Raw genomic sequence first — 18,656 nt, 5'->3', positions numbered from 1 at the left:
TCAGCCCTCCCGAGCCGCCGCGCACACCGCGGCCGTGATGCGTGCCAGATCCGCGTCCCCGGTGACGTACGGCGGCATCGTGTAGACGAGGTCCCGGAACGGTCGCAGCCACACGCCCTCGCGGACCGCGGCCCGGGTCGCCGCGGCCATGTCGATCTCGTGGTCGAGCTGCACGACCCCGATGGCACCGAGCACGCGTACGTCCCGGACCCCCGGCAGCCCGGCCGCCGGAGCCAGTCCCTCCCGCAGCCCGGTCTCGACGCGCTTGACCTCGGTCTGCCAGTCCTGGCCGAGGAGCAGGTCGATCGAGGCGCAGGCCACGGCGGCGGCGAGCGGGTTGCCCATGAAGGTCGGGCCGTGGGCGAGGACCGGCACCTCGCCCCGCGAGATCCCGTCGGCGACCCGCGCGGTGCAGAGCGTGGCCGCCATCGTCAGATAGCCGCCGGTCAGAGCCTTGCCCACGCACATCACGTCCGGCGTCACCGCCGCGTGCTCCGCCGCGAACATGGCGCCGGTGCGGCCGAAGCCCGTCGCGATCTCGTCGAACACGAGCAGCACGTCGTGCGCGTCGCACGCCTCGCGCAGCACCCGCAGATACGCGGGGGAGTGGAACCGCATCCCGCCCGCGCCCTGCACCACCGGCTCCACGATCACCGCGGCCAGTTCGTCCGCATGCCGCTCGATCAGCTCGCGCAGCTGGTCCGCGTACGACTCCTCGTACGCGACCGGCGGCGGGTCCGCGAACACCTGGCGCGGGAGTACGCCCTGCCACAGCTCGTGCATCCCGCCCTCGGGGTCGCACACGGACATGGGCTGCCAGGTGTCGCCGTGGTAGCCGCCGCGCCAGGTCAGCAGGCGCCGCTTGCCCGGGCGGCCGAGGGAACGCCAGTGCTGGAGGCACATCTTGACCGCGACCTCGACGGACACCGAGCCGGAGTCGGCCAGGAAGACATGCTCAAGCCCTTCGGGTGACATGTCGACAAGGCGTTTCGCCAGTCGTACGGCGGGCTCGTGCGTGAGCCCGCCGAACATCACATGGCTCATCCGCCCGAGCTGGTCGCGGGCCGCCTCGTTGAGCGCGGGGTGGTTGTAGCCGTGGATCGCCGACCACCAGGACGACATGCCGTCGATCAGTTCGCCCGGTTCACCCGGTTCGCCGTCCGTGCCGGACAGCCGCAACCGCACCCCGCTCGCCGACTCCACGACGAGCGGTTCCTGCCGGCCCGGCATCGGCCCGTACGGGTGCCACACGTGCCGCCGGTCGAGCTCCAGCAGTTCGGGCACGGAGAGGCCGGACACGTGCGGGTCAGGCATTGGGCGCGAGGTCCGTTCCGGCACCCCGGCGGCGTACCGCGACCAGGTCCGTACGCGCCTCGGAGGCTCGGGCCGCCTCCGGGACCCGTGCCGCCGCGGGCGCCTGCTCGTCGGCGGTCGAGCCGCACGGGCCGCAGCCGCCGCCCTCGTGGGAGCCGCACCCGGCCTCGGCGTGGGAACCGCAGCCCGCGCCGGTGTCCGCGGTGACCCGGTGCTCCGGAAGCGTCACCTGGCCCGTGCCCTCCACCTCGAACCCGGCGTCCGCGATCATCTCCAGGTCGGCCTTGCCGGCCTGGCCCTCGGTGGTCAGGTAGTCGCCGAGGAAGATCGAGTTGGCCAGGTTCAGGGCGAGGGGCTGCATCGTGCGCAGATGGACCTCGCGGCCGCCCGCGATCCGCACCTCGACGTCCGGGCAGACGAAGCGGACCATCGCGAGGATCCGCAGACAGCGCTGCGGCGTGAGGTTCCACTCCTTGGCGAGCGGGGTGCCCTCGACCGGGATCAGGAAGTTGACCGGCACCGAGTCCGGGTCGAGCGCGCGCAGCGAGTAGACGACGTCGACGAGGTCCTCGTCGCTCTCGCCCATGCCCGCGATCAGCCCCGAGCAGGCGGACAGGCCCGCGGCGTGCGCCTTCTGGACCGTGTCGACGCGGTCGGCGTACGTGTGGGTGGTCGTGATGTCCCCGTACGTCGACTCGGACGTGTTGAGGTTGTGGTTGTAGGCGTCCGCGCCCGCCTCGCGCAGCCGCTCGGCCTGGCCGTCGGAGAGCAGCCCGAGGCAGGCGCACACCTCGACGCCCTCGTTCTGGTCCTTGATGGCCTTGATGGTGTCCGAGACCCGGTCGACGTCACGGTCGGTGGGACCGCGTCCGCTCGCCACCAGGCAGACCCGCTTCGCGCCGCCCGCGAGCCCGGCCGCCGCGGCCTCGGAGGCCTGGTCGGGTTTCAGCCACGTGTACTTCAGGATCCCGGCCTTGGAGCCGAGCCGCTGCGAGCAGTACGAGCAGTCCTCCGGGCACAGGCCCGACTTCAGGTTGACCAGGTAGTTGAGTTTCACCCGTCGGCCGAACCACTGCCGGCGCACCTTGCCGGCCGCGGCCACCACATCGAGGAGTTCGTCGTCTGAGGTCGCCAGTACGGCCAGCGCCTCTTCGCGGGTCGGCAGCTCTCGCCGAAGCCCCTTGTCCACCAGCGTGTTCAGCAGGTCCATGAGGTCCGATCCTGGCCTATCCGACCGCGCCGGGCCAAGGAGGGACCGGACAACGGAGGCCGTTCGACGTGTGGGTATTGCCACATCATGGGCGGCTGGTGGTCCGGCTAGGGTCTGTGCGTTGCCTACAAAAGGCAGGTGGGGACGGGCCGGGCGAAATGTCATGTGTCGGCGCCCCATGGAACACCCTCACCTCATGGCCCGGAGGACATATGTCGGGATCGCCTTTCGAGTGGATCGACGAGCAGGCGCGGGCGCGCCGCCGGGCCGGACTCGTCCGCACCCTGCGTCCCCGCCCCGCCGACTCCCCGCTCCTCGATCTCGCGGGCAACGACTATCTGGGCCTGGCGAGGCACCCCGAGGTCACCGAGGCGGCCGCGAGCGCCGTGCGGGCCTGGGGCGCCGGAGCGACCGGCTCCCGGCTCGTCAGCGGCTCCACGGAACTGCACGCGGAACTCGAACGCGAGCTGGCCGAATTCTGCGGGTTCGAGTCCGCGCTGGTCTTCTCCTCGGGGTACGCGGCCAACCTCGCCGCGGTCACCGCGCTGGCGCCGCACGGCTCCCTCGTCGTCTCCGATGCGGGCAACCACGCCTCGCTGATCGACGGCTGCCGTCTCGCGCGCGGCACCACCCAGGTCGTCGCGCACGCCGACCCCGACGCCGTCCGCAAGGCGCTGGGCACGCATGCCGGACCCGCCGTCGTCGTCTCCGACACGGTCTTCTCGGTCGACGGCGACGCGGCCCCGCTCACCGGACTCGCCGCCGCCTGCCGGGAGTACGGCGCCGCCCTGCTCGTGGACGACGCGCACGGTCTCGGCGTACTCGGTGACGGCGGCCGGGGCGCTCCGCACGCGGTGGGCCTCGCGGGCGCGCCGGACGTGGTCACCACCGTCACGCTGTCGAAGTCGCTCGGCAGCCAGGGCGGCGCCGTCCTCGGACCGGCCCACGTGATCGACCATCTGGTCAACGCGGCCCGTACCTTCATCTTCGACACCGGTCTGGCCCCCGCGGCGGCGGGCGCGGCCCTCGCGGCCCTGCGTCTGCTGCGCAGGGAACCGGAACGGGCCACGCGCGCGCGTGGCGTGGCGACCACCCTGCACGAACGGCTGACGGCCGAGGGCCTCGAAGCCGTACGACCGGACGCCGCCGTCGTCTCCGTGCGCGCACCCTCCCCGGAGCGGGCCGTGCGCTGGGCCGCGGACTGCCGCGAGGCCGGTCTCGCCGTCGGCTGCTTCCGTCCCCCGTCGGTGCCGGACGGCATCTCACGGCTGCGGCTCACCGCCCGCGCGGACCTCACCGACGGGCAACTCGACCGTGCCGTACGCGTGATCATCGAAGCGCGGCGATAAAGCCCTCCCAGGCTGCGGGGGCGAAGGCCAGGGCGGGACCGGACGTGTTCTTCGAGTCGCGCACCGCGAGCAGTCCGGCCCATGGGCCGGAGCCCGGACGGGCCGTCTCGACGCAGTTGTTCATTCCCGTGCTGCGGCTGCTGCGCTGCCACCGCACACCGTGCAGACGGGTGCTCGAAGGTACGGACCGAGGCAGGGGGGCGGGCATGGTGCCTCCTTATGCGCCGTGAGCTACACCGGCGATGAAATCCAACGTTTCCTCGGGCGAAAGGGCGTGGACCTGAAGGGAGTCGAAGGCCTCGCTGTAGGCCTGGAGGTCTTCTTTCCGTTCGAGATAGAGGCTACTCGTCAAGTGGTCTAGAACAACCACATCCAGATCAGATGTGCTCGGAAACGAAAAAATAACAAAGGGCCCTGTCACGCCGACATGAGCTCCAACTCCGAACGGCAGCACCTGAATCCGCACGTGAGGGAGTTGCGCGGCCTCTCCGAGGTGCTCCAACTGCCGTGCCATGACCCCCGGTCCGCCGACCGTTCGTCGTAGGGCCGCCTCGTCGAGAACCGCACTCAGTCGGAGCGGTGGATTCGAACGCAGTACGTCCTGGCGGGCGAGGCGCACCTCCACCAACGCGTCGACCTTGCCGTCCGGCGCCCCGTCCACAGCCGCCCGGGTCACCTCGCGGGCGTACTCCGGCGTCTGCAGAAGCCCCGGCACGACGGAGTTCTCCAGCGTGCGCATCACGCTGGCCTGCGACTCCAGGCTGATGAAGTCGCTGTAGGTGGACGGCAGAAGGCCCCGGTAGGCGTGCCACCAGTGGTGCCGGCCGTTGTCGTCGGAGCCCGCCAGCACCACGAGCAACTCGCGCAGCTCCGCGTCCCGGACCTCGTAGGCGTCGAGCAGCAGCTCCACGTCCGCCGGCTTCACCCCGCTGTGGCCGGTCTCGATCCGGCTCACCTTCGACTGGTGCCAGCCGACGAGCCGGGCCGCCTCGCCACTCTTGAGGCCCGCACGGGCACGCAGGGCACGCAGTTCGGCACCGAGCTTCCGGCGGCGCACAGCGGGACCGTACTGCATGGCCGTCTCCTTCCGACCGTCGCGCCGGCGCTATATCGTCCGGCGTCACGCCGACCGTAGAGGACAAACCGGCCCCCCGCCCAAATACGGTCGGCCGTCGCAGAGTTCACCGCTTCGAGCGACAGATATATGCATATCTCGGTGGATCGGCACCGCGAACGCCGAGGTAGTGGCACTCTGGCGCAAGCACCAGTCCGGGACCGTACTCGAAGTCATCCGCTTCGTGTCGGACTCCGGTCCCGTGGGAAAGGGACGACCTCGCCATGGCAGACCACCAGGAAGCATCCGTCACTCTGCCGAGCGATCCCGCCTCGGTCTACGCCGCCCGCACATACGTCATGAACGTGCTGGCCGAATGGGGACTTCCATCCGACACGGAGGCGGCCGACACGGTCCGGCTCATCGTCTCGGAGCTCGCCACCAACGCCGTACAGCACACGTTCGGGCAGTCGCCCACCTTCACGGTGGACATCGAACTCGACCGCGACGAACAACTGCGCATCGGCGTGACCGACAGCCACCCGCGCTTCCCGAAACGTTTGCCCGCGGCCGTCCAGCAGGACAACGGCCGGGGCATGGTGATCGTCCGCTGGCTGACGGCCGAGTGCGGCGGCAAGCTGACGGTCCGGCCCACCAGAGAGGGCGGCAAGACGGTCTCGATCATGTTGCCCTGGACGGCGCCGGTGCAGCCCGTGACGGCGGACTGAGCGCCGTACCCGCGCCGTCGAGGTCGGTGCCGCGCTCGCCCTGCTCGGCGTCGGGCTCGTCCTCGTACCACCGGTGGCGCGAAGGTGCCCGCTAGTCCTCGTCGGCGGAGCCCTGCATCAGGTGGGGGATGAGCGCCCACAGCCCCGCGCAGACGACCAGGGTGGTCGCACCGGCCGCGATGCCGCCCGCCCGGCTCGTCGCCACGTCCACGACGAGCAGGACCGAACCGGAGAGGGCGAGCGCGAGCACTCCGAGCCCGATCTCGGCCAGATGCGAGGACGCCTTCACGACCTGAGGCTTGGCGCCCTGCTGGAAGAGCCGGCGATGCAGCGCGGCGGGGGCGGTGAAGAGGGCGGCTGTCAGTACGGAGAGCAGCAGCGTGACGACGTACGTGGTGCGCTGGAACAAGTCCAGGGAGGGGAAGCGCGGGGTGAACGCGAGGGTGAGCAGGAAGGCGAAGAGGATCTGCACCCCGGTCTGCGTGACCCGCAGTTCCTGGAGCAGTTCGTTGAAGTTGCGGTCGGCGCGCTCAAGCCGTGTCTCGTTGCGCTCCTCGTGGTGATGAAGGTCGCCCATAAGTGAAGGAGTAACCACTCTGCGGCGAATATCACGCACCGGGCCCCGGAAGGTGGCCGCGGCGATCACCGCGGCCACCTCCTGGGCGGGTCACCTGACCCGGCCGTACCAGACGCTCTTCGTCCAGATCTTCTGGAGCTTCACCACTTCCCCGGTCTTCGGGGAGTGCCAGATCCGTCCCTTCCCGGCGTAGATGCCGACGTGGTACACGTTCCGGCCCGAGTGGAAGAAGACCAGGTCTCCCTGCTTGCGGTTCGAAGCGGAGACATGGTTCGTCTTGTTGTACTGCGCGGCGGCCGTACGCGGCAGGGACTTGCCCGCCTTCTTGAACGAGTAGAGCGTGAGGCCGGAGCAGTCGAAGCGCTTGGGCCCCACGGCTCCGTACTTGTACGGGGAGCCCTTCTTCGAGGCTGCTACCTGGAGTGCCTTCGTCGCGGGTGTGGCCGCTTCCGCGCCGGACGTGAATCCGGGGGCCACGATGCCGCCGCCGACAGCGGCGATGGTGAGAGCCGATGCGGTACCGGCCCTGCTGAACAGCGACGGGACACGATTGAGCGCAGTCATGCGCAACCCTTCGTCAGCCGCCTGTGAAGGATGACCTGTCGGATTCGGGCTGGCGAAGTTGCCCGGCCGCTGACGCGGCTTCACCCCAAGGGCTGCTCGGCCCGGTCATGGCGTGACCGTTCCGGCGACCCGTCGTGCCTGGGTCCTCCACTCCTGCCGATCCACTTCTGTCGACCGGTCATCCGGGCGGCGGCAGGACTCGGCGTCCGCCCGGATCGCCCCGCCGCTTGTGGCGGGGGCTTGTCGTCGGAAGGGATCTTGACGCACGGATGTCCCAAAAGCCGAGCGGAATCGGCGATTTGTGGGCTTACTCACCACTCACCCGTTCGGGTGGACAGCCATTCCCACGGGAGGGCGTCGAGGGGGTCGACGACCCTCGTACCAGCACCGGAACGTCTTATTCCGTACGGAGGCTACGCGTGTTGCGCAACCTCCACGGGCCTGTAAAAGCAGCCCTGACTACGCTGTTCGGTGGTACACCTTTCGGTCCGTTTGAACCCTGAACCGGACGTTCCGTCAGATGCCTGCGTGACGCCGGGTCGGTGGCGGTACGTCAGCTGTCGGAGCGCGGCGGTAGCGCGATCCGGCCCGCTCGGCGCTCACCGTCGAGGACGCGCAGCGCCCGCGCCAGGGTCGGCGCGTGCACCTCGTGCTCGCCGCGTTGGTGCATCAGGGCCAGCGCGTCACGCAGCGCGGCAGCCTTGCCGACCAGGGCCTGGGCGGCCCGCAACCCCCGGTAGGTGTCCCCGGAGTGGGCCGGGTTGATCCGGCCGAGCAGGTCCACCACTTCGAGGTAACGGTCGATCAGCTCGGCCTCGGCACGCGTCAGGGCCGGCAGCGGCGGCAACTCGGGTGGGAGCATCGGCCGCTCACCTCGCGCCGGGTGCACTCTGGGTGGACTTCCGGCTCGCGACGATCCGGTCGACCAGTCCGTACTCCAGTGCCGCCTGCGCGTCCAGGATCTTGTCCCGCTCGATGTCCGCACCGATCCGCTCCCGGCTCTGGCCCGAATGACGGGCGAGCATCTCCTCCAACTGCTCACGGGTACGCATCAACTCGTCGGCCTGAATGGCCAGGTCGGACGCCTGTCCCTGGACGGGCTCGGAGAACGACGGCTGGTGGATCAGCACGCGGGCGCCCGGCAGCGCGTACCGCTTGCCCGGTGTGCCGGCCGCGAGCAGCACCGCCGCGGCCGACGCCGCCTGCCCCAGGCAGATGGTCTCCACCTCGCAGCTGACGAACTGCATCGTGTCGTAGACGGCCGTCATCGCGCTGAACGAGCCACCGGGCGAATTGATGTAGAGCGAGATGTCCCTGTCGGGCGCCTGGTACTCGAGGTGCATGAACTGGGCCATCACGTCGTTCGCCGACACATCGTCGATCGGCGTCCCGAGGAACACGATCCGCTCCTCCAGCAGCTTCGAGTATGGGTCCATGGTCCGGCTCCCCGAACTGGTGCGTTCGGTGAACTCGGGCAGGACATAGCGGGCGGACGGTCGGGTCATGACACACGCTCCTCCGGGAGAGGTCCTGTAAAAAATGTACAGGACGTACATGACGTTATGATGGGGAGCATGGCCTACGAGATTCCGGTGACGCAAGCCAGGGCTGAGCTCGCCGACCTGATCAACCGGGTGGTGTACGGCGGTGAGCGCGTCGTCGTGACGCGGCACGGGAAGCCGCTTGTCGCTCTCGTGTCCGCGGCTGACCTGGAGCGACTCGAGAAACTCGACGCGGCGATCGAGGCGGAGGCGGAGTCGCCGGTGATCAGTTCGGTGTCGAGTGTCCGGGAGGTGGGTTCCGCTCCTCGCGAACGGCAGCGGTTCGGGATCGCGGCGGAGCATCGGGGGCCGGGGGCGTCTTAGGTGGGTTATGGGGGTGGGTGGTTGCGGTTCGTTGCCGGGTGCGGGTGGGTGGGGGCTTGTCGCGCAGTTCCCCGCGCCCCTGGGCGGGTTGGGTTGAGCTGCGCTTGCCAGGCTCGGCAAGCCAATGCGCAAGATCGGGCGCCCCGGACGCGTGTGACCGTAAAACGCGCAGGACCGTAAACACGTAAGACCGTGCACCCCTGTCCGCTACTTCAGGGGTGCACGGTCGGCTTTGTGGGTCAGTTCGCCGGGGCGGGCTCGTGTTCGGTGAGGGCCGGTGGCGTGGTGTCCTTGCGGCGCTTGAGTGCGCTGCCGAGGAGGACCGCGCCGAGTCCCAGTGCGGCCCACCAGGTCAGGGTGAGGGCCGGGCCGGACGCGGCGGCTCCGTCGAAGAAGGAGATCGAGCGGAGCAGTGAGACGCCGGCGCCCGGCGGCAGCCACTGGCCGATCGTCCCTACCGGGTCGGGCAGCATCTCGGGGGCCGTGGCGGCGCCGGAGAACGGGTTGCCGAGCAGCATCACGACGAGCCCGCCCACTCCGATGCCCGGGGTGCCCAGCAGGGCCGCAAGACCCGCGACGGCGGCGCCGACCGCCAGCGTGGCCAGGCTCAGGGCGGCCGCCTGGGCCCACCAGTTCCCGGTGAGGACGCCGAGCCAGCTGCCGGCGAGCGCGGCCGCCACCAGGCCGACGAGTGCGGACGCGCCGACCAGGGCGACGACCGAACGCCGCCCGCGCAGCCCGAGCAGGGTCACGACGGCTCCGGCGGCGATGCCCGCCAGCGTCAGTGGCAGCACGCTCGACGTCAGGGCCGAGCCGCGCGGGTCGTCCTCGGCGGCTGGTACGACGTCGACGGTCCGCACCTGGGCGCCGCCCGCCTGCTGGGTCACCGACTGCTGGAGCAGCTGGGCCACGAAGGGGCTCGCGGCCGAGGCGGTCAGCAGCTTCGGCCCCTGCCCGGTGACGACGACCGCGCCGTATACGGTCCGGTCCTCGATGGCGTCCCGGGCGGCGGCCTCGTCGGCGTAGCGGTGGATCTCGAAGGCGCCCTTGTGCTCTGTGAGCTGCTTCTCGACCTGGGTGGCCGCTGTCGCCGGGCCCGCCACGCCGAGCGGCAGATCGCGCGGCGCGGTACGGGCCGCGGGCCACGCGAAGGCCCACAGGGCCAGAGCCACCAGTACGGGCACCAGTACGACGACGGCCACGACATGGCGGCCGTGCGACGACGAGGTCGGCTGCTGCGGTGGCTGTGACGGCCGTGACGCCTGCGGTGAGCGCGGTGCGGCGGTCCCGGTGTGCGTAGCGGATTTGGCGGACATGGTCTCCTCCCTTGAGGTGTGTGGATGTGGATGGGGTGGGGTGAGCGGTCCCGTTAAAGAGAAGGATCGTTCGTTTTGCTTGTTCCGCCACTGTCCTGCTGGTGTCGTCGCTTGTCAAGAATGAATGTTCGTTTTAGTGTTCAATCATGGCCCGCGTATCCCAGGCACACCTCGACGCCCGCCGCCGTCAGATCCTCGACGGCGCGGCCCGCAGCTTCGCCCGCAACGGGTTCCATGCCACGTCGATGCAGGACGTGCTGAAGGAGGTGGATCTGTCGGCAGGCGCCGTCTACCGCTACTTCAGTGGCAAGGACGAACTGATCGCGGCCATCGTCACCGAGGTCCTTGGAGGTATTCGCGACGCCTTCGAAGAGGCCGCCCGGCAGGCTCCGCCCCCACCGCCCGATGTGCTCGTGGGCCGGGTCATGACCCAGGTGCTCGGACTGGGGGGAGCGGGAAAGCTCGGGCTGAGCTGGGAGGGAGAGGCATCCTTCCCCCGGCTGATGGTCCAGGTCTGGACGGAGACGCTCCGCGACGGCGAGCTGTCGCGGGTGCTGCGCGAGGGCTTCGGCACCGTGCGCGCGGCCTGGGTGAAGGTCGTCGAGGGCTATCAGGAGGCCGGCGTGATGCGGGCGGACATTCCCGCCGACCATGTCGCCAGGACCATGATCGCCACCGCGCAGGGGTTCGCCGCCCAGCAGGCGCTCTTCGGCCCGGCGCCCGCCGAGGTGATCCAGGACGGGCTACGGGCGCTGATGAGCATGGAGCCGCCCCGCTGACGCCGACCCGGTCCGAGCGCGCGGCACAGGCCGACGATCCGGTCGGCCGGTCGGCTCGATCGCCGTGATCCCCGTACGAATCCCCGCGCGGCGGTTAACGTCCCTGAAATCCCGCACAACTAGCCTGCACCACCACGTCACCAGGGGTTTTCGCAGCCAGGGACGCGCAGAGTCGCGCATTCCGGCCGCGTACCGCAGTCGCGTACTGCATCCGAATCCTTCGTGGTGGCTGCGGCAACCGGACCCCGCACGGTCCGGAGCGAGGACTGTGAGGTGGACGCCGTGCAACTGACGCCGCACGAGCAGGAGAGGCTGCTCATCCATGTGGCCGCCGATGTGGCCGAGAAGCGCCGGGCCCGGGGACTGAAGCTCAACCACCCCGAGGCCGTCGCCCTGATCACCTCGCACATCCTCGAAGGGGCCCGGGACGGCCGTACCGTCGCCGAGCTGATGGCCTCCGGGCGCAAGATCCTCACCCGCGAGGACGTCATGGAGGGCATCCCCGAGATGATCCACGACGTCCAGGTGGAGGCCACCTTCCCGGACGGCACCAAGCTCGTCACCGTCCACGACCCGATCGTCTGACGGGGGAGCGGCAGCCATGATTCCCGGAGAGATCCTGTTCGCCGACGGACCCGTCGCCTTCAACGAAGGCCTTGAGGTCACCCGGCTCACCGTCCTCAACGCCGCCGACCGGCCCGTCCAGGTCGGCTCCCACTATCACTTCGCCGAGGCCAACCCCGGTCTGGACTTCGACCGCGCCGCTGCGCGCGGGAAGCGGCTCAACGTCGCCGCCGGCACCGCCGTGCGCTTCGAACCCGGGATCCCCGTCGACGTCGAACTCGTTCCGCTCACCGGCGCCCGTGTCGTGCCCGGCCTGCGCGGTGAGACCGGAGGTGCCCTCGATGCCTGAGATCTCGCGTGCCGCGTACGCCGACCTGTTCGGCCCCACCACCGGTGACCGCATCCGGCTCGCCGACACCGATCTGCTCGTCGAGATCGAGGAGGATCGTTCCGGCGGTCCCGGACGCGCCGGTGACGAGGCCGTGTTCGGCGGTGGCAAGGTCATCCGCGAATCCATGGGCCAGTCGCGTGCTACGCGCGCAGACGGCACCCCGGACACCGTCATCACGGGTGCGGTGATCATCGACCACTGGGGGATCATCAAGGCCGACGTCGGTATTCGCGACGGCCGGATCACGGGGATCGGCAAGGCGGGCAACCCGGACACCATGGACGGGGTGCACCCGGATCTCGTCATCGGCCCGGAGACCGAGGTCATCGCGGGCAACGGGCGGATCCTGACGGCCGGTGCCATCGACGCCCATGTGCATCTGATCTGTCCGCAGATCGCCGACGAGGCGCTGGCCTCCGGGATCACCACGCTCATCGGCGGCGGCACCGGTCCGGCCGAGGGTTCCAAGGCGACCACCGTCACGCCCGGTCCCTGGCACCTGGCCCGGATGCTGGAGGCGATGGAGGAGTACCCGCTCAACTTCGGGCTCCTCGGCAAGGGCAACACCGTCTCCCACGAGGCGATGCTCTCCCAGCTGCGCGGCGGGGCGCTCGGCCTCAAGCTGCACGAGGACTGGGGCTCCACGCCCGCCGTCATCGACGCGGCGCTCACGGTGGCGGACCGGACCGGCGCGCAGATCGCCATCCACACCGACACCCTCAACGAGGCCGGGTTCGTGGCCGACACGCTCGCCGCGATCGCGGGGCGCACCATCCACGCGTACCACACGGAGGGTGCCGGCGGCGGGCACGCGCCGGACATCATGACCGTCGTCTCCGAGGGGCACGTGCTGCCCAGCTCGACCAACCCGACCCGGCCCTACACCGTCAACACCGCCGAGGAACACCTCGACATGCTGATGGTCTGCCACCACCTCAACGCGGCCGTGCCCGAGGACCTCGCCTTCGCCGAGTCCCGGATCCGGCCCACCACCATCGGGGCCGAGGACATCCTGCACGACCTCGGCGCCATCTCGATCATCTCCTCCGACGCGCAGGCCATGGGGCGCGTGGGCGAGGTCATCATGCGGACCTGGCAGACGGCCCATGTCATGAAGCGGCGGAGGGGTGCGCTGCCCGGGGACGGACGTGCGGACAACCACCGTGTACGTCGCTATGTCGCCAAGTACACAATCAATCCGGCCCTCGCGCAGGGGCTCGCTCGCGAGGTCGGCTCCGTGGAGACCGGGAAGCTCGCCGACCTCGTGCTGTGGGAGCCCGCGTTCTTCGGCGTCAAGCCGCATCTCGTCGTCAAGGGCGGGCAGATCGCGTACGCGCAGATGGGCGACGCCAACGCGTCCATTCCCACGCCGCAGCCGATTCTGCCCCGGCCGATGTTCGGGGCGATCGGGCGGGCGCCCGCCTCCAACTCCTTCAACTTCGTTGCGCCGATCGCGATCGAGGACGGGCTGCCCGAGCGGCTCGGGCTCGGCAAGCGGTTCGTGTCGATCGAGTCGACGCGTGGGGTGACCAAGGCGGACATGCGGGAGAACGACGCGCGGCCGCGGGTGCAGGTCGATCCCGACAGCTTCGCCGTCACGATCGACGGGGAGCTGGTGGAGGCCACTCCGGCTGCCGAACTGCCCATGGCTCAGCGGTATTTCCTGTTCTGACCTTCCGACTTCGACTTCGATTCTGACCTCGACTTCGACTTCGACGTCAACTTCGACTTCGACTCTGCGTTCTGAGGCTCGTCATGTCGCGTGCTGCGTTGCTTGTGCTGGCCGACGGCCGGTTTCCCGCCGGGGGGCATGCCCACTCCGGTGGCGCCGAGGCGGCGGTCAAGGCCGGGCGGATCACCGGTGCGGAGAGTCTGGAGGAGTTCTGCCGGGGGCGGTTGCACACGGCCGGGCTGGTGTCCGCCTCGCTCGCCGCGGCCGCCGCCCTCGGGCTCGACCCGGTGGAACTGGACGGTGCCGCGGACGCGCGTACGCCGTCCCTCGCCCTGCGGGTCGCCGCCCGGAAGCTCGGGCGGCAGTTGATGCGGGCCGCTCGGGCGACGTGGCCGTCCGCCGAACTCGACGCGCTGGCACGGGAGTTCCCCAAGGGTGCCCATCAGCCGGTCGTTCTCGGGCTGGCTGCCCGGGCCGCGGGGCTCGGGGCGGAGGATGCCGCGTACTGCGCTGTGTACGAGAGTGTGAGTGGGCCGGCGAGTGCGACGGTGCGGTTGCTGAGTCTTGATCCGTTCGATGCGACTGGGGTGTTGGCTCGGTTGGCTCCTGAGCTTGATCTGGTTGCGCGGGAGGCGGCTGTGGTGGCGCGGGGGGCTTTGGGGGGCGGCGGGGTCGGGGTGTTGCCTGCGGCTTCCGCGCCGGTGTTGGAGATCAGTGCGGAGGTGCATGCTGCTTGGGCTGTGCGGTTGTTTGCCTCGTAGGGGTTTCTTTCGCCCCCGCCGCCCCTACCCGTTCCCGTCCCTTTTGGGGGCTGCGCCCCCAAACCCCCCTGTCGGCCTGAACGGCCTCGTCCTCAAACGCCGGACGGGCTGAAATTGTCGGCCCGGGCTCAGAGAGTTCCCCCAGCCACAGAATTCCCCCAGCCACAGAAATGGAGCCGCCACCATGCACCTCGATCACCTTCACACCCACGACGGCCCCCCGGCCGTCAGCGCCGACGCCCACCGGCCCGACGGGCGGCGGCGGGCCCTGCGGATCGGGCTCGGGGGGCCCGTCGGGTCCGGGAAGACCGCTACCGTGGCGGCGCTCTGCCGGGTTCTGCGGGATGAGCTGTCGTTGGCGGTTGTCACCAATGACATCTATACGCGTGAGGACGCCGAGTTCCTGTTGCGGGAGGCCGTGTTGCCGCCCGAGCGGATCACCGCCGTGGAGACCGGGGCCTGTCCGCACACGGCGATTCGGGACGACATCTCCGCGAATCTCGAAGCCGTCGAGGATCTGGAGGATGAGGTCGGGCCGTTGGATCTCGTCCTGGTCGAGTCGGGGGGCGACAACCTCACCGCGACCTTCAGCAAGGGGCTGGTCGACGCTCAGATTTTTGTGATCGATGTGGCCGGCGGGGACGATATTCCGCGTAAGGGTGGGCCCGGGGTCACCACCGCCGACCTGCTCGTCGTCAACAAGACCGACCTCGCTCCGTACGTCGGCTCCGACCTCGGGCGGATGGCCGCTGACGCCAAGGCGCAGCGGGCCGAACTGCCGGTGGTGTTCCAGTCGTTGCGGGGCGAGGACGGGGTGAAGGACGTCGCCGCCTGGGTGCGGGTGCAGCTCGCCGCGTGGACGGTATGACGGCCGGAGAGGCAGGCGTGGCCGGGGTGCGTGCCCTCGCGCGGATCGGGGCGCGAGCCGACGGGCGGGGCGGTACCGCGCTGCCCACGTTGGAGGGGCAGGGGCCGCTCGCCCTGCGGCGTACGCGGGCCAGTGGTTCCGAGGCGCGGGTCATGCTGGTCGGTGCGATGAGCGGGCCCCTGGGCGGTGACCACTTCACCGTCGAGGCGGAGGTCGGTGACGGTGCGCGGTTGCACGTGGGGTCGGCCGCCGCCACCATCGCGCTGCCGGGGCAGGCCAAGGGCGAGGCACGTTACGACGTACGGCTCACAGTGACCGAAGGCGGCGAACTGCGGTGGCTGCCCGAGCAGTTGATCTCCGCCAATGGCAGTGAGTTGTGCGTGAGTACGCGTGTGGACCTTGCTGCCGGTGCGCGGCTGGTGTTGCGCGAGGAGCAGGTGCTCGGGCGGGCGAACGAGGAGTCCGGGCGGCTTGCCAGTCGGCTCACCGTGCGGCTCGACGGGCGGCCGCTGCTCGATCAGGAGCTCTCCTGCGGGCCCGGGGCGCCGGGTGGATGGGACGGTCCCGCCGTGCTCGCCGGGCATCGCGCGCTCGGGCAACTCATCGTCGTACGACCGGAGTTCGGTCGGCAACCGGTCGAGGCGCGGTTGCTGGGGGAGTACGCCGCGCTCACCCCGCTCGCCGGTCCCGGAGCCCTTGTGACCGCGCTCGCGCCCGATGCCCTGCGTCTGCGGCGCATCCTCGACGAGGCGCTCGGCGCACTCGCCTGAAACAAACCGCACCGCTCAACGGGCAGTGAAGTTCCGGTTATCGGATTGGCAAAAAAGCCACTTCACCTCTGTTCTCAGGGACCTCACAGCCGAAAGGATCCCTCTTACTGACCACAACGACAGTAGACAGTAGGGGGAGGACTCACTTGAGGGGTTTGAGAAGGGCGACGGCGTTCGGCTCGGCCGGAGCGCTCGTCACAGCGACGCTGATAGCCGGCGCCGTCGCGGCCCCGACGGCCAGCGCGGAAAGCCGCCACGGCCAGGACAGCCAGACGCGCGGTGCCGCGATCGCCGCCGCTCGCGCGGCCAAGGCAGGCATCGACTGGACGGACTGTCCGGCCGACTGGGGGATCGCGAAGCCCATCCAGTGCGGCTGGGTCACCGTCCCGCTCGACTACGCGAAGCCCAACGGCAAGAAGATCAAGCTCGCCGTGGACCGCATCGGCAACACGGGCACGAAGGCGGAGCGCCAGGGTGCCCTCGTCTACAACCCGGGCGGCCCCGGCGGTTCCGGACTGCGCTTCCCGACCCGGGTCACCAACAAGAACCCGCTGTGGGTGAAGGCGTCGAAGGCATACGACTTCGTGGGCTTCGACCCGCGCGGCGTCGGCCACTCGGCGCCCATCTCCTGCGCGGACCCGCAGGAGTTCGTGAAGGCGCCGAAGATGGACCCGGTGCCGGACTCCGAGGCCGACAAGCGCGCCCAGCGCAAGCTCGCCGCCGAGTACGCGGCCGGCTGTGCCGAGCGCAGCGGCGAGATGCTGCCGCACATGACGACGCCCAACACCGTCCGTGACCTGGATGTCATCCGGGCCGCGCTCGGCGAGAAGAAGCTCAACTTCCTGGGCGTCTCGTACGGCACGTACATCGCCGCCGTGTACGGCACGATGTACCCGACCCACGTCCGCCGCATGATCGCGGACAGTGTCGTCAACCCGTCGCGCGAGAAGATCTGGTACGAGGCCAACCTCGACCAGGACGTCGCCTTCGAGATGCGCTGGAAGGACTGGCAGGACTGGGTCGCCAAGAACGACGCGGCCTTCCACCTCGGCGACACCCGGGCCAAGGTCCAGGAGCAGTGGCTGAAGCTGCGTGCCACCGCCAAGAAGAACCCGATCGGCGGGGTCGTCGGTCCGGCCGAACTCATCGGCTTCTTCCAGAGCGCCCCGTACTACGACTCGTCGTGGGTGCCGGTCGCGACCGTGTTCAGCAAGTACGTCGCCGGTGACACCCAGGCACTCGTCGACGCCGCGGCCCCCGACCTGTCGGACACCGAGGGCAACATCGCCTCGGAGAACGGCAACGCCGTCTACACGGCCGTCGAGTGCACCGACGCCAAGTGGCCCACCAGCTGGAAGAAGTGGGACCGCGACAACACCGAGCTGCACAAGAACTACCCGTTCATGACGTGGGCCAACGCCTGGCTGAACCTGCCGTGCGCGACCTGGCCCGCCAAGCAGCAGACCCCGGTCGACGTGAAGTCCGGCAAGGGTCTGCCGCCCGTCCTGATCGTGCAGGCCACGCGTGACGCCGCCACTCCGTACGAGGGTGGCGTCGAGCTGCACAAGCGGTTCAAGGGCTCCCGCCTGATCACCGAGAAGGACGCGGGCTCGCACGGTGTGACCGGTCTGACCAACCCCTGCATCAACGACCGGGTGGACACCTACCTGCTCACCGGCAAGGTCGACTCGGCCGACGTGACGTGCACCCCGCACGCCACGCCCAAGCCGTAGCGGTAGCAGGAGCACGAGCGATAGCAGTACGAGGAAGGACGAGGGGCGTCCGGGAATCCGGCCGCCCCTCGTTCATGCCCGCAACCAGGCGTCCTCCGCCGCGTAGTCGAAGAGGTCGCCGTAGCTCTGGAACATCTTCGGGTACGCCTCCCGCCAGTCCTGCCCCCTCAGTTGACGCTCGATCCAGGCGACCGTGTCCGGCAGCGTCTCCGCGTACCGCGCCACCGCCCGGTACCCCAACTCCCGTTCGGCGGCCGCCATGTCGCAGACCACCGGGTGCGGAACGGACCACGGGGTGTCGCCCACGGAATCGGCGGGCGCGGGTCCGTCGACCAGGACGCTCTCGGACTCGACACCCATCACCGCGTCGATGGCGACGGCGATCTCCGCCACCGTGGGCGCGTCGGGATCGACGGCGTTCAGCACCCGGGCGCCGGGCTGCCGCGCGGCCAGCCGGACCAGCTCCGCGATGTTGTGGACGCTCGCCGGATGGAACCGGCTCTCCCCGCCGTACGCGAGTACGCGCCGACGCCGGCCGTCCAGGTTGCGCTTGACGAAGTACAGCTCGCGCGGGGTACGGCAGTGCGGCCCGTGGATCGCGCCCGCGCGCAACAGTGTGGTCGGCAACTCGTCGGCGGCGGCGAGCAGTTCGCGTTCGAGCCCCGCCTTGCGGGTGCTGTAGGAGGTTTCGCCGGGCGTGATGGTCCGCTGGTCCTCCGACAGGGGCACCGGGTACTCGGGGAACCCGTCGGGCTGCTCCTGCGTATCGAAATTGCGGCCCTTGTCGTCCTCGTACACCGACAGGCTGGAGACCACCACGGCCGATCCGACGCGACCGGCGAGATTCGTCAACTGCCGTGCGTGCTCCGGTCCGTAGGCCACCATGTCCACCAGTACGTCGCAGCCGTCGCCGACGGTGGCGGCCAGGGCGGAGTCGTCCGCGCGGTCCGCCCGTGCCGTCCGTACCCCGTCGGGCCAGGACTCGTCCCGTCCGCCGCCCCGTGAGAGGGCCGTCACCTCCCAGCCGTCCCTGGCGAGCGCCCCCACGGCCACCCGCCCGATCTGTCCCGTCGCTCCGATCACCACAGCTCGTCCCATGGGGCGACCGTAGGGCCCCGGCCGCCGGGATCCCAGTGCATTA

The 18,656-nt window shown here is 70.1% G+C and carries 21 protein-coding genes and 1 riboswitch; of the genes, 11 read left to right on the top strand and 10 right to left on the bottom strand.

Going from position 1 to position 18,656, the window contains the following annotated elements; translation table 11 throughout:
* Both ACIBEI_RS10485 and bioB read right to left on the bottom strand, forming a co-directional pair.
* On the bottom strand, positions 1–1,314 hold the full coding sequence (locus tag ACIBEI_RS10485; protein WP_398887101.1) for an adenosylmethionine--8-amino-7-oxononanoate transaminase: 1,314 nt from the start codon (positions 1,312–1,314) through the stop codon (positions 1–3).
* On the bottom strand, positions 1,307–2,524 hold the full coding sequence (gene bioB / locus ACIBEI_RS10480) for a biotin synthase BioB (protein ID WP_398887099.1): 1,218 nt from the start codon (positions 2,522–2,524) through the stop codon (positions 1,307–1,309). The genes ACIBEI_RS10485 and bioB overlap by 8 nt, the downstream gene beginning before the upstream one ends.
* 212 nt (positions 2,525–2,736) lie before the next feature.
* Here bioB and ACIBEI_RS10475 point away from each other — a divergent pair, with 212 nt between their 5' ends.
* Positions 2,737–3,873 (top strand): 8-amino-7-oxononanoate synthase, encoded by a 1,137-nt coding sequence (locus ACIBEI_RS10475; protein WP_398887097.1) that lies wholly within the window; start codon positions 2,737–2,739, stop codon positions 3,871–3,873.
* Here ACIBEI_RS10475 and ACIBEI_RS10470 read toward each other — a convergent pair.
* Positions 3,854–4,081, bottom strand: a complete 228-nt coding sequence (locus ACIBEI_RS10470; RefSeq protein WP_398887095.1) for a DUF397 domain-containing protein — start codon at positions 4,079–4,081, stop codon at positions 3,854–3,856. The genes ACIBEI_RS10475 and ACIBEI_RS10470 overlap by 20 nt on opposite strands.
* A gap of 9 nt (positions 4,082–4,090) precedes the next feature.
* Positions 4,091–4,948, bottom strand: coding sequence for a helix-turn-helix domain-containing protein (locus ACIBEI_RS10465; RefSeq protein WP_398887093.1), 858 nt, complete (start codon positions 4,946–4,948; stop codon positions 4,091–4,093).
* A 263-nt stretch (positions 4,949–5,211) separates the two neighbouring features.
* Here ACIBEI_RS10465 and ACIBEI_RS10460 point away from each other — a divergent pair, with 263 nt between their 5' ends.
* Positions 5,212–5,655, top strand: a complete 444-nt coding sequence (locus ACIBEI_RS10460; RefSeq protein ID WP_359840593.1) for an ATP-binding protein — start codon at positions 5,212–5,214, stop codon at positions 5,653–5,655.
* Positions 5,656–5,746: 91 nt separating this feature from the next.
* Here the strand turns inward: ACIBEI_RS10460 and ACIBEI_RS10455 are convergent, their stop codons facing one another.
* The 4 genes from ACIBEI_RS10455 to ACIBEI_RS10440 form a co-directional block, all read right to left on the bottom strand.
* Positions 5,747–6,232: a DUF6328 family protein gene (locus tag ACIBEI_RS10455; RefSeq protein WP_398887091.1), complete on the bottom strand. Its 486-nt coding sequence runs from the start codon at positions 6,230–6,232 to the stop codon at positions 5,747–5,749.
* 90 nt (positions 6,233–6,322) lie between these two features.
* Positions 6,323–6,796 (bottom strand): C40 family peptidase, encoded by a 474-nt coding sequence (locus tag ACIBEI_RS10450; protein WP_143643028.1) that lies wholly within the window; start codon positions 6,794–6,796, stop codon positions 6,323–6,325.
* A gap of 3 nt (positions 6,797–6,799) precedes the next feature.
* A riboswitch (cyclic di-AMP (ydaO/yuaA leader) is annotated at positions 6,800–7,011 on the bottom strand.
* 338 nt (positions 7,012–7,349) lie between these two features.
* A complete protein-coding gene (locus ACIBEI_RS10445; protein WP_189843834.1) occupies positions 7,350–7,658 on the bottom strand; it encodes a hypothetical protein in 309 nt (102 codons plus the stop codon).
* A 7-nt stretch (positions 7,659–7,665) separates the two neighbouring features.
* Positions 7,666–8,301 (bottom strand): ATP-dependent Clp protease proteolytic subunit, encoded by a 636-nt coding sequence (locus tag ACIBEI_RS10440; protein WP_398887089.1) that lies wholly within the window; start codon positions 8,299–8,301, stop codon positions 7,666–7,668.
* Between the two features lie 69 nt (positions 8,302–8,370).
* Between ACIBEI_RS10440 and ACIBEI_RS10435 the strand changes: the two genes are divergently transcribed.
* Complete coding sequence (locus ACIBEI_RS10435) at positions 8,371–8,661, top strand: type II toxin-antitoxin system Phd/YefM family antitoxin (protein ID WP_398887087.1); 291 nt, start codon at positions 8,371–8,373, stop codon at positions 8,659–8,661.
* A 239-nt stretch (positions 8,662–8,900) separates the two neighbouring features.
* On the opposite strand, the gene ACIBEI_RS10430 is transcribed toward ACIBEI_RS10435, so the two are convergent.
* Entirely contained in the window at positions 8,901–9,977 is a 1,077-nt protein-coding gene (locus ACIBEI_RS10430) for an ABC transporter permease (RefSeq protein ID WP_398887085.1), read from the bottom strand.
* Between the two features lie 146 nt (positions 9,978–10,123).
* Between ACIBEI_RS10430 and ACIBEI_RS10425 the strand changes: the two genes are divergently transcribed.
* The 8 genes from ACIBEI_RS10425 (at position 10,124) to ACIBEI_RS10390 (ending at position 17,515) form a co-directional block, all read left to right on the top strand.
* The gene (locus tag ACIBEI_RS10425) at positions 10,124–10,756 is read left to right on the top strand and encodes a TetR/AcrR family transcriptional regulator (RefSeq protein WP_398887083.1); all 633 of its coding nucleotides are present in this window, start codon (positions 10,124–10,126) and stop codon (positions 10,754–10,756) included.
* A gap of 282 nt (positions 10,757–11,038) precedes the next feature.
* Positions 11,039–11,341 carry an urease subunit gamma gene (locus ACIBEI_RS10420; RefSeq protein ID WP_055614092.1) on the top strand — a complete coding sequence of 101 codons (303 nt, stop codon included), beginning with the start codon at positions 11,039–11,041 and terminating at the stop codon, positions 11,339–11,341.
* Between the two features lie 16 nt (positions 11,342–11,357).
* Entirely contained in the window at positions 11,358–11,669 is a 312-nt protein-coding gene (locus tag ACIBEI_RS10415; protein ID WP_143642976.1) for an urease subunit beta, read from the top strand.
* Positions 11,662–13,383 carry an urease subunit alpha gene (locus ACIBEI_RS10410; RefSeq protein WP_398887081.1) on the top strand — a complete coding sequence of 574 codons (1,722 nt, stop codon included), beginning with the start codon at positions 11,662–11,664 and terminating at the stop codon, positions 13,381–13,383. The genes ACIBEI_RS10415 and ACIBEI_RS10410 overlap by 8 nt, the downstream gene beginning before the upstream one ends.
* A gap of 83 nt (positions 13,384–13,466) precedes the next feature.
* Positions 13,467–14,144, top strand: coding sequence for an urease accessory protein UreF (locus ACIBEI_RS10405; RefSeq protein WP_398887079.1), 678 nt, complete (start codon positions 13,467–13,469; stop codon positions 14,142–14,144).
* 184 nt (positions 14,145–14,328) lie between these two features.
* The gene (ureG, locus tag ACIBEI_RS10400) at positions 14,329–15,012 is read left to right on the top strand and encodes an urease accessory protein UreG (RefSeq protein WP_398887077.1); all 684 of its coding nucleotides are present in this window, start codon (positions 14,329–14,331) and stop codon (positions 15,010–15,012) included.
* Positions 15,009–15,782 (top strand): urease accessory protein UreD, encoded by a 774-nt coding sequence (locus ACIBEI_RS10395; protein WP_398887398.1) that lies wholly within the window; start codon positions 15,009–15,011, stop codon positions 15,780–15,782. The genes ureG and ACIBEI_RS10395 overlap by 4 nt, the downstream gene beginning before the upstream one ends.
* A 146-nt stretch (positions 15,783–15,928) precedes the next feature.
* Positions 15,929–17,515, top strand: a complete 1,587-nt coding sequence (locus ACIBEI_RS10390) for an alpha/beta hydrolase (RefSeq protein WP_398887075.1) — start codon at positions 15,929–15,931, stop codon at positions 17,513–17,515.
* A 72-nt stretch (positions 17,516–17,587) separates the two neighbouring features.
* On the opposite strand, the gene ACIBEI_RS10385 is transcribed toward ACIBEI_RS10390, so the two are convergent.
* Positions 17,588–18,613, bottom strand: a complete 1,026-nt coding sequence (locus ACIBEI_RS10385; protein ID WP_398887073.1) for an NAD-dependent epimerase/dehydratase family protein — start codon at positions 18,611–18,613, stop codon at positions 17,588–17,590.
* Positions 18,614–18,656 lie beyond the last annotated feature (43 nt).

It is taken from the genome of Streptomyces sp. NPDC050988 (assembly GCF_044456225.1).
GTDB lineage: Bacteria > Actinomycetota > Actinomycetes > Streptomycetales > Streptomycetaceae > Streptomyces.
Note: the sequence above shows the minus strand (reverse complement) of the source record. Positions and strands in the feature narration are given on the sequence as shown.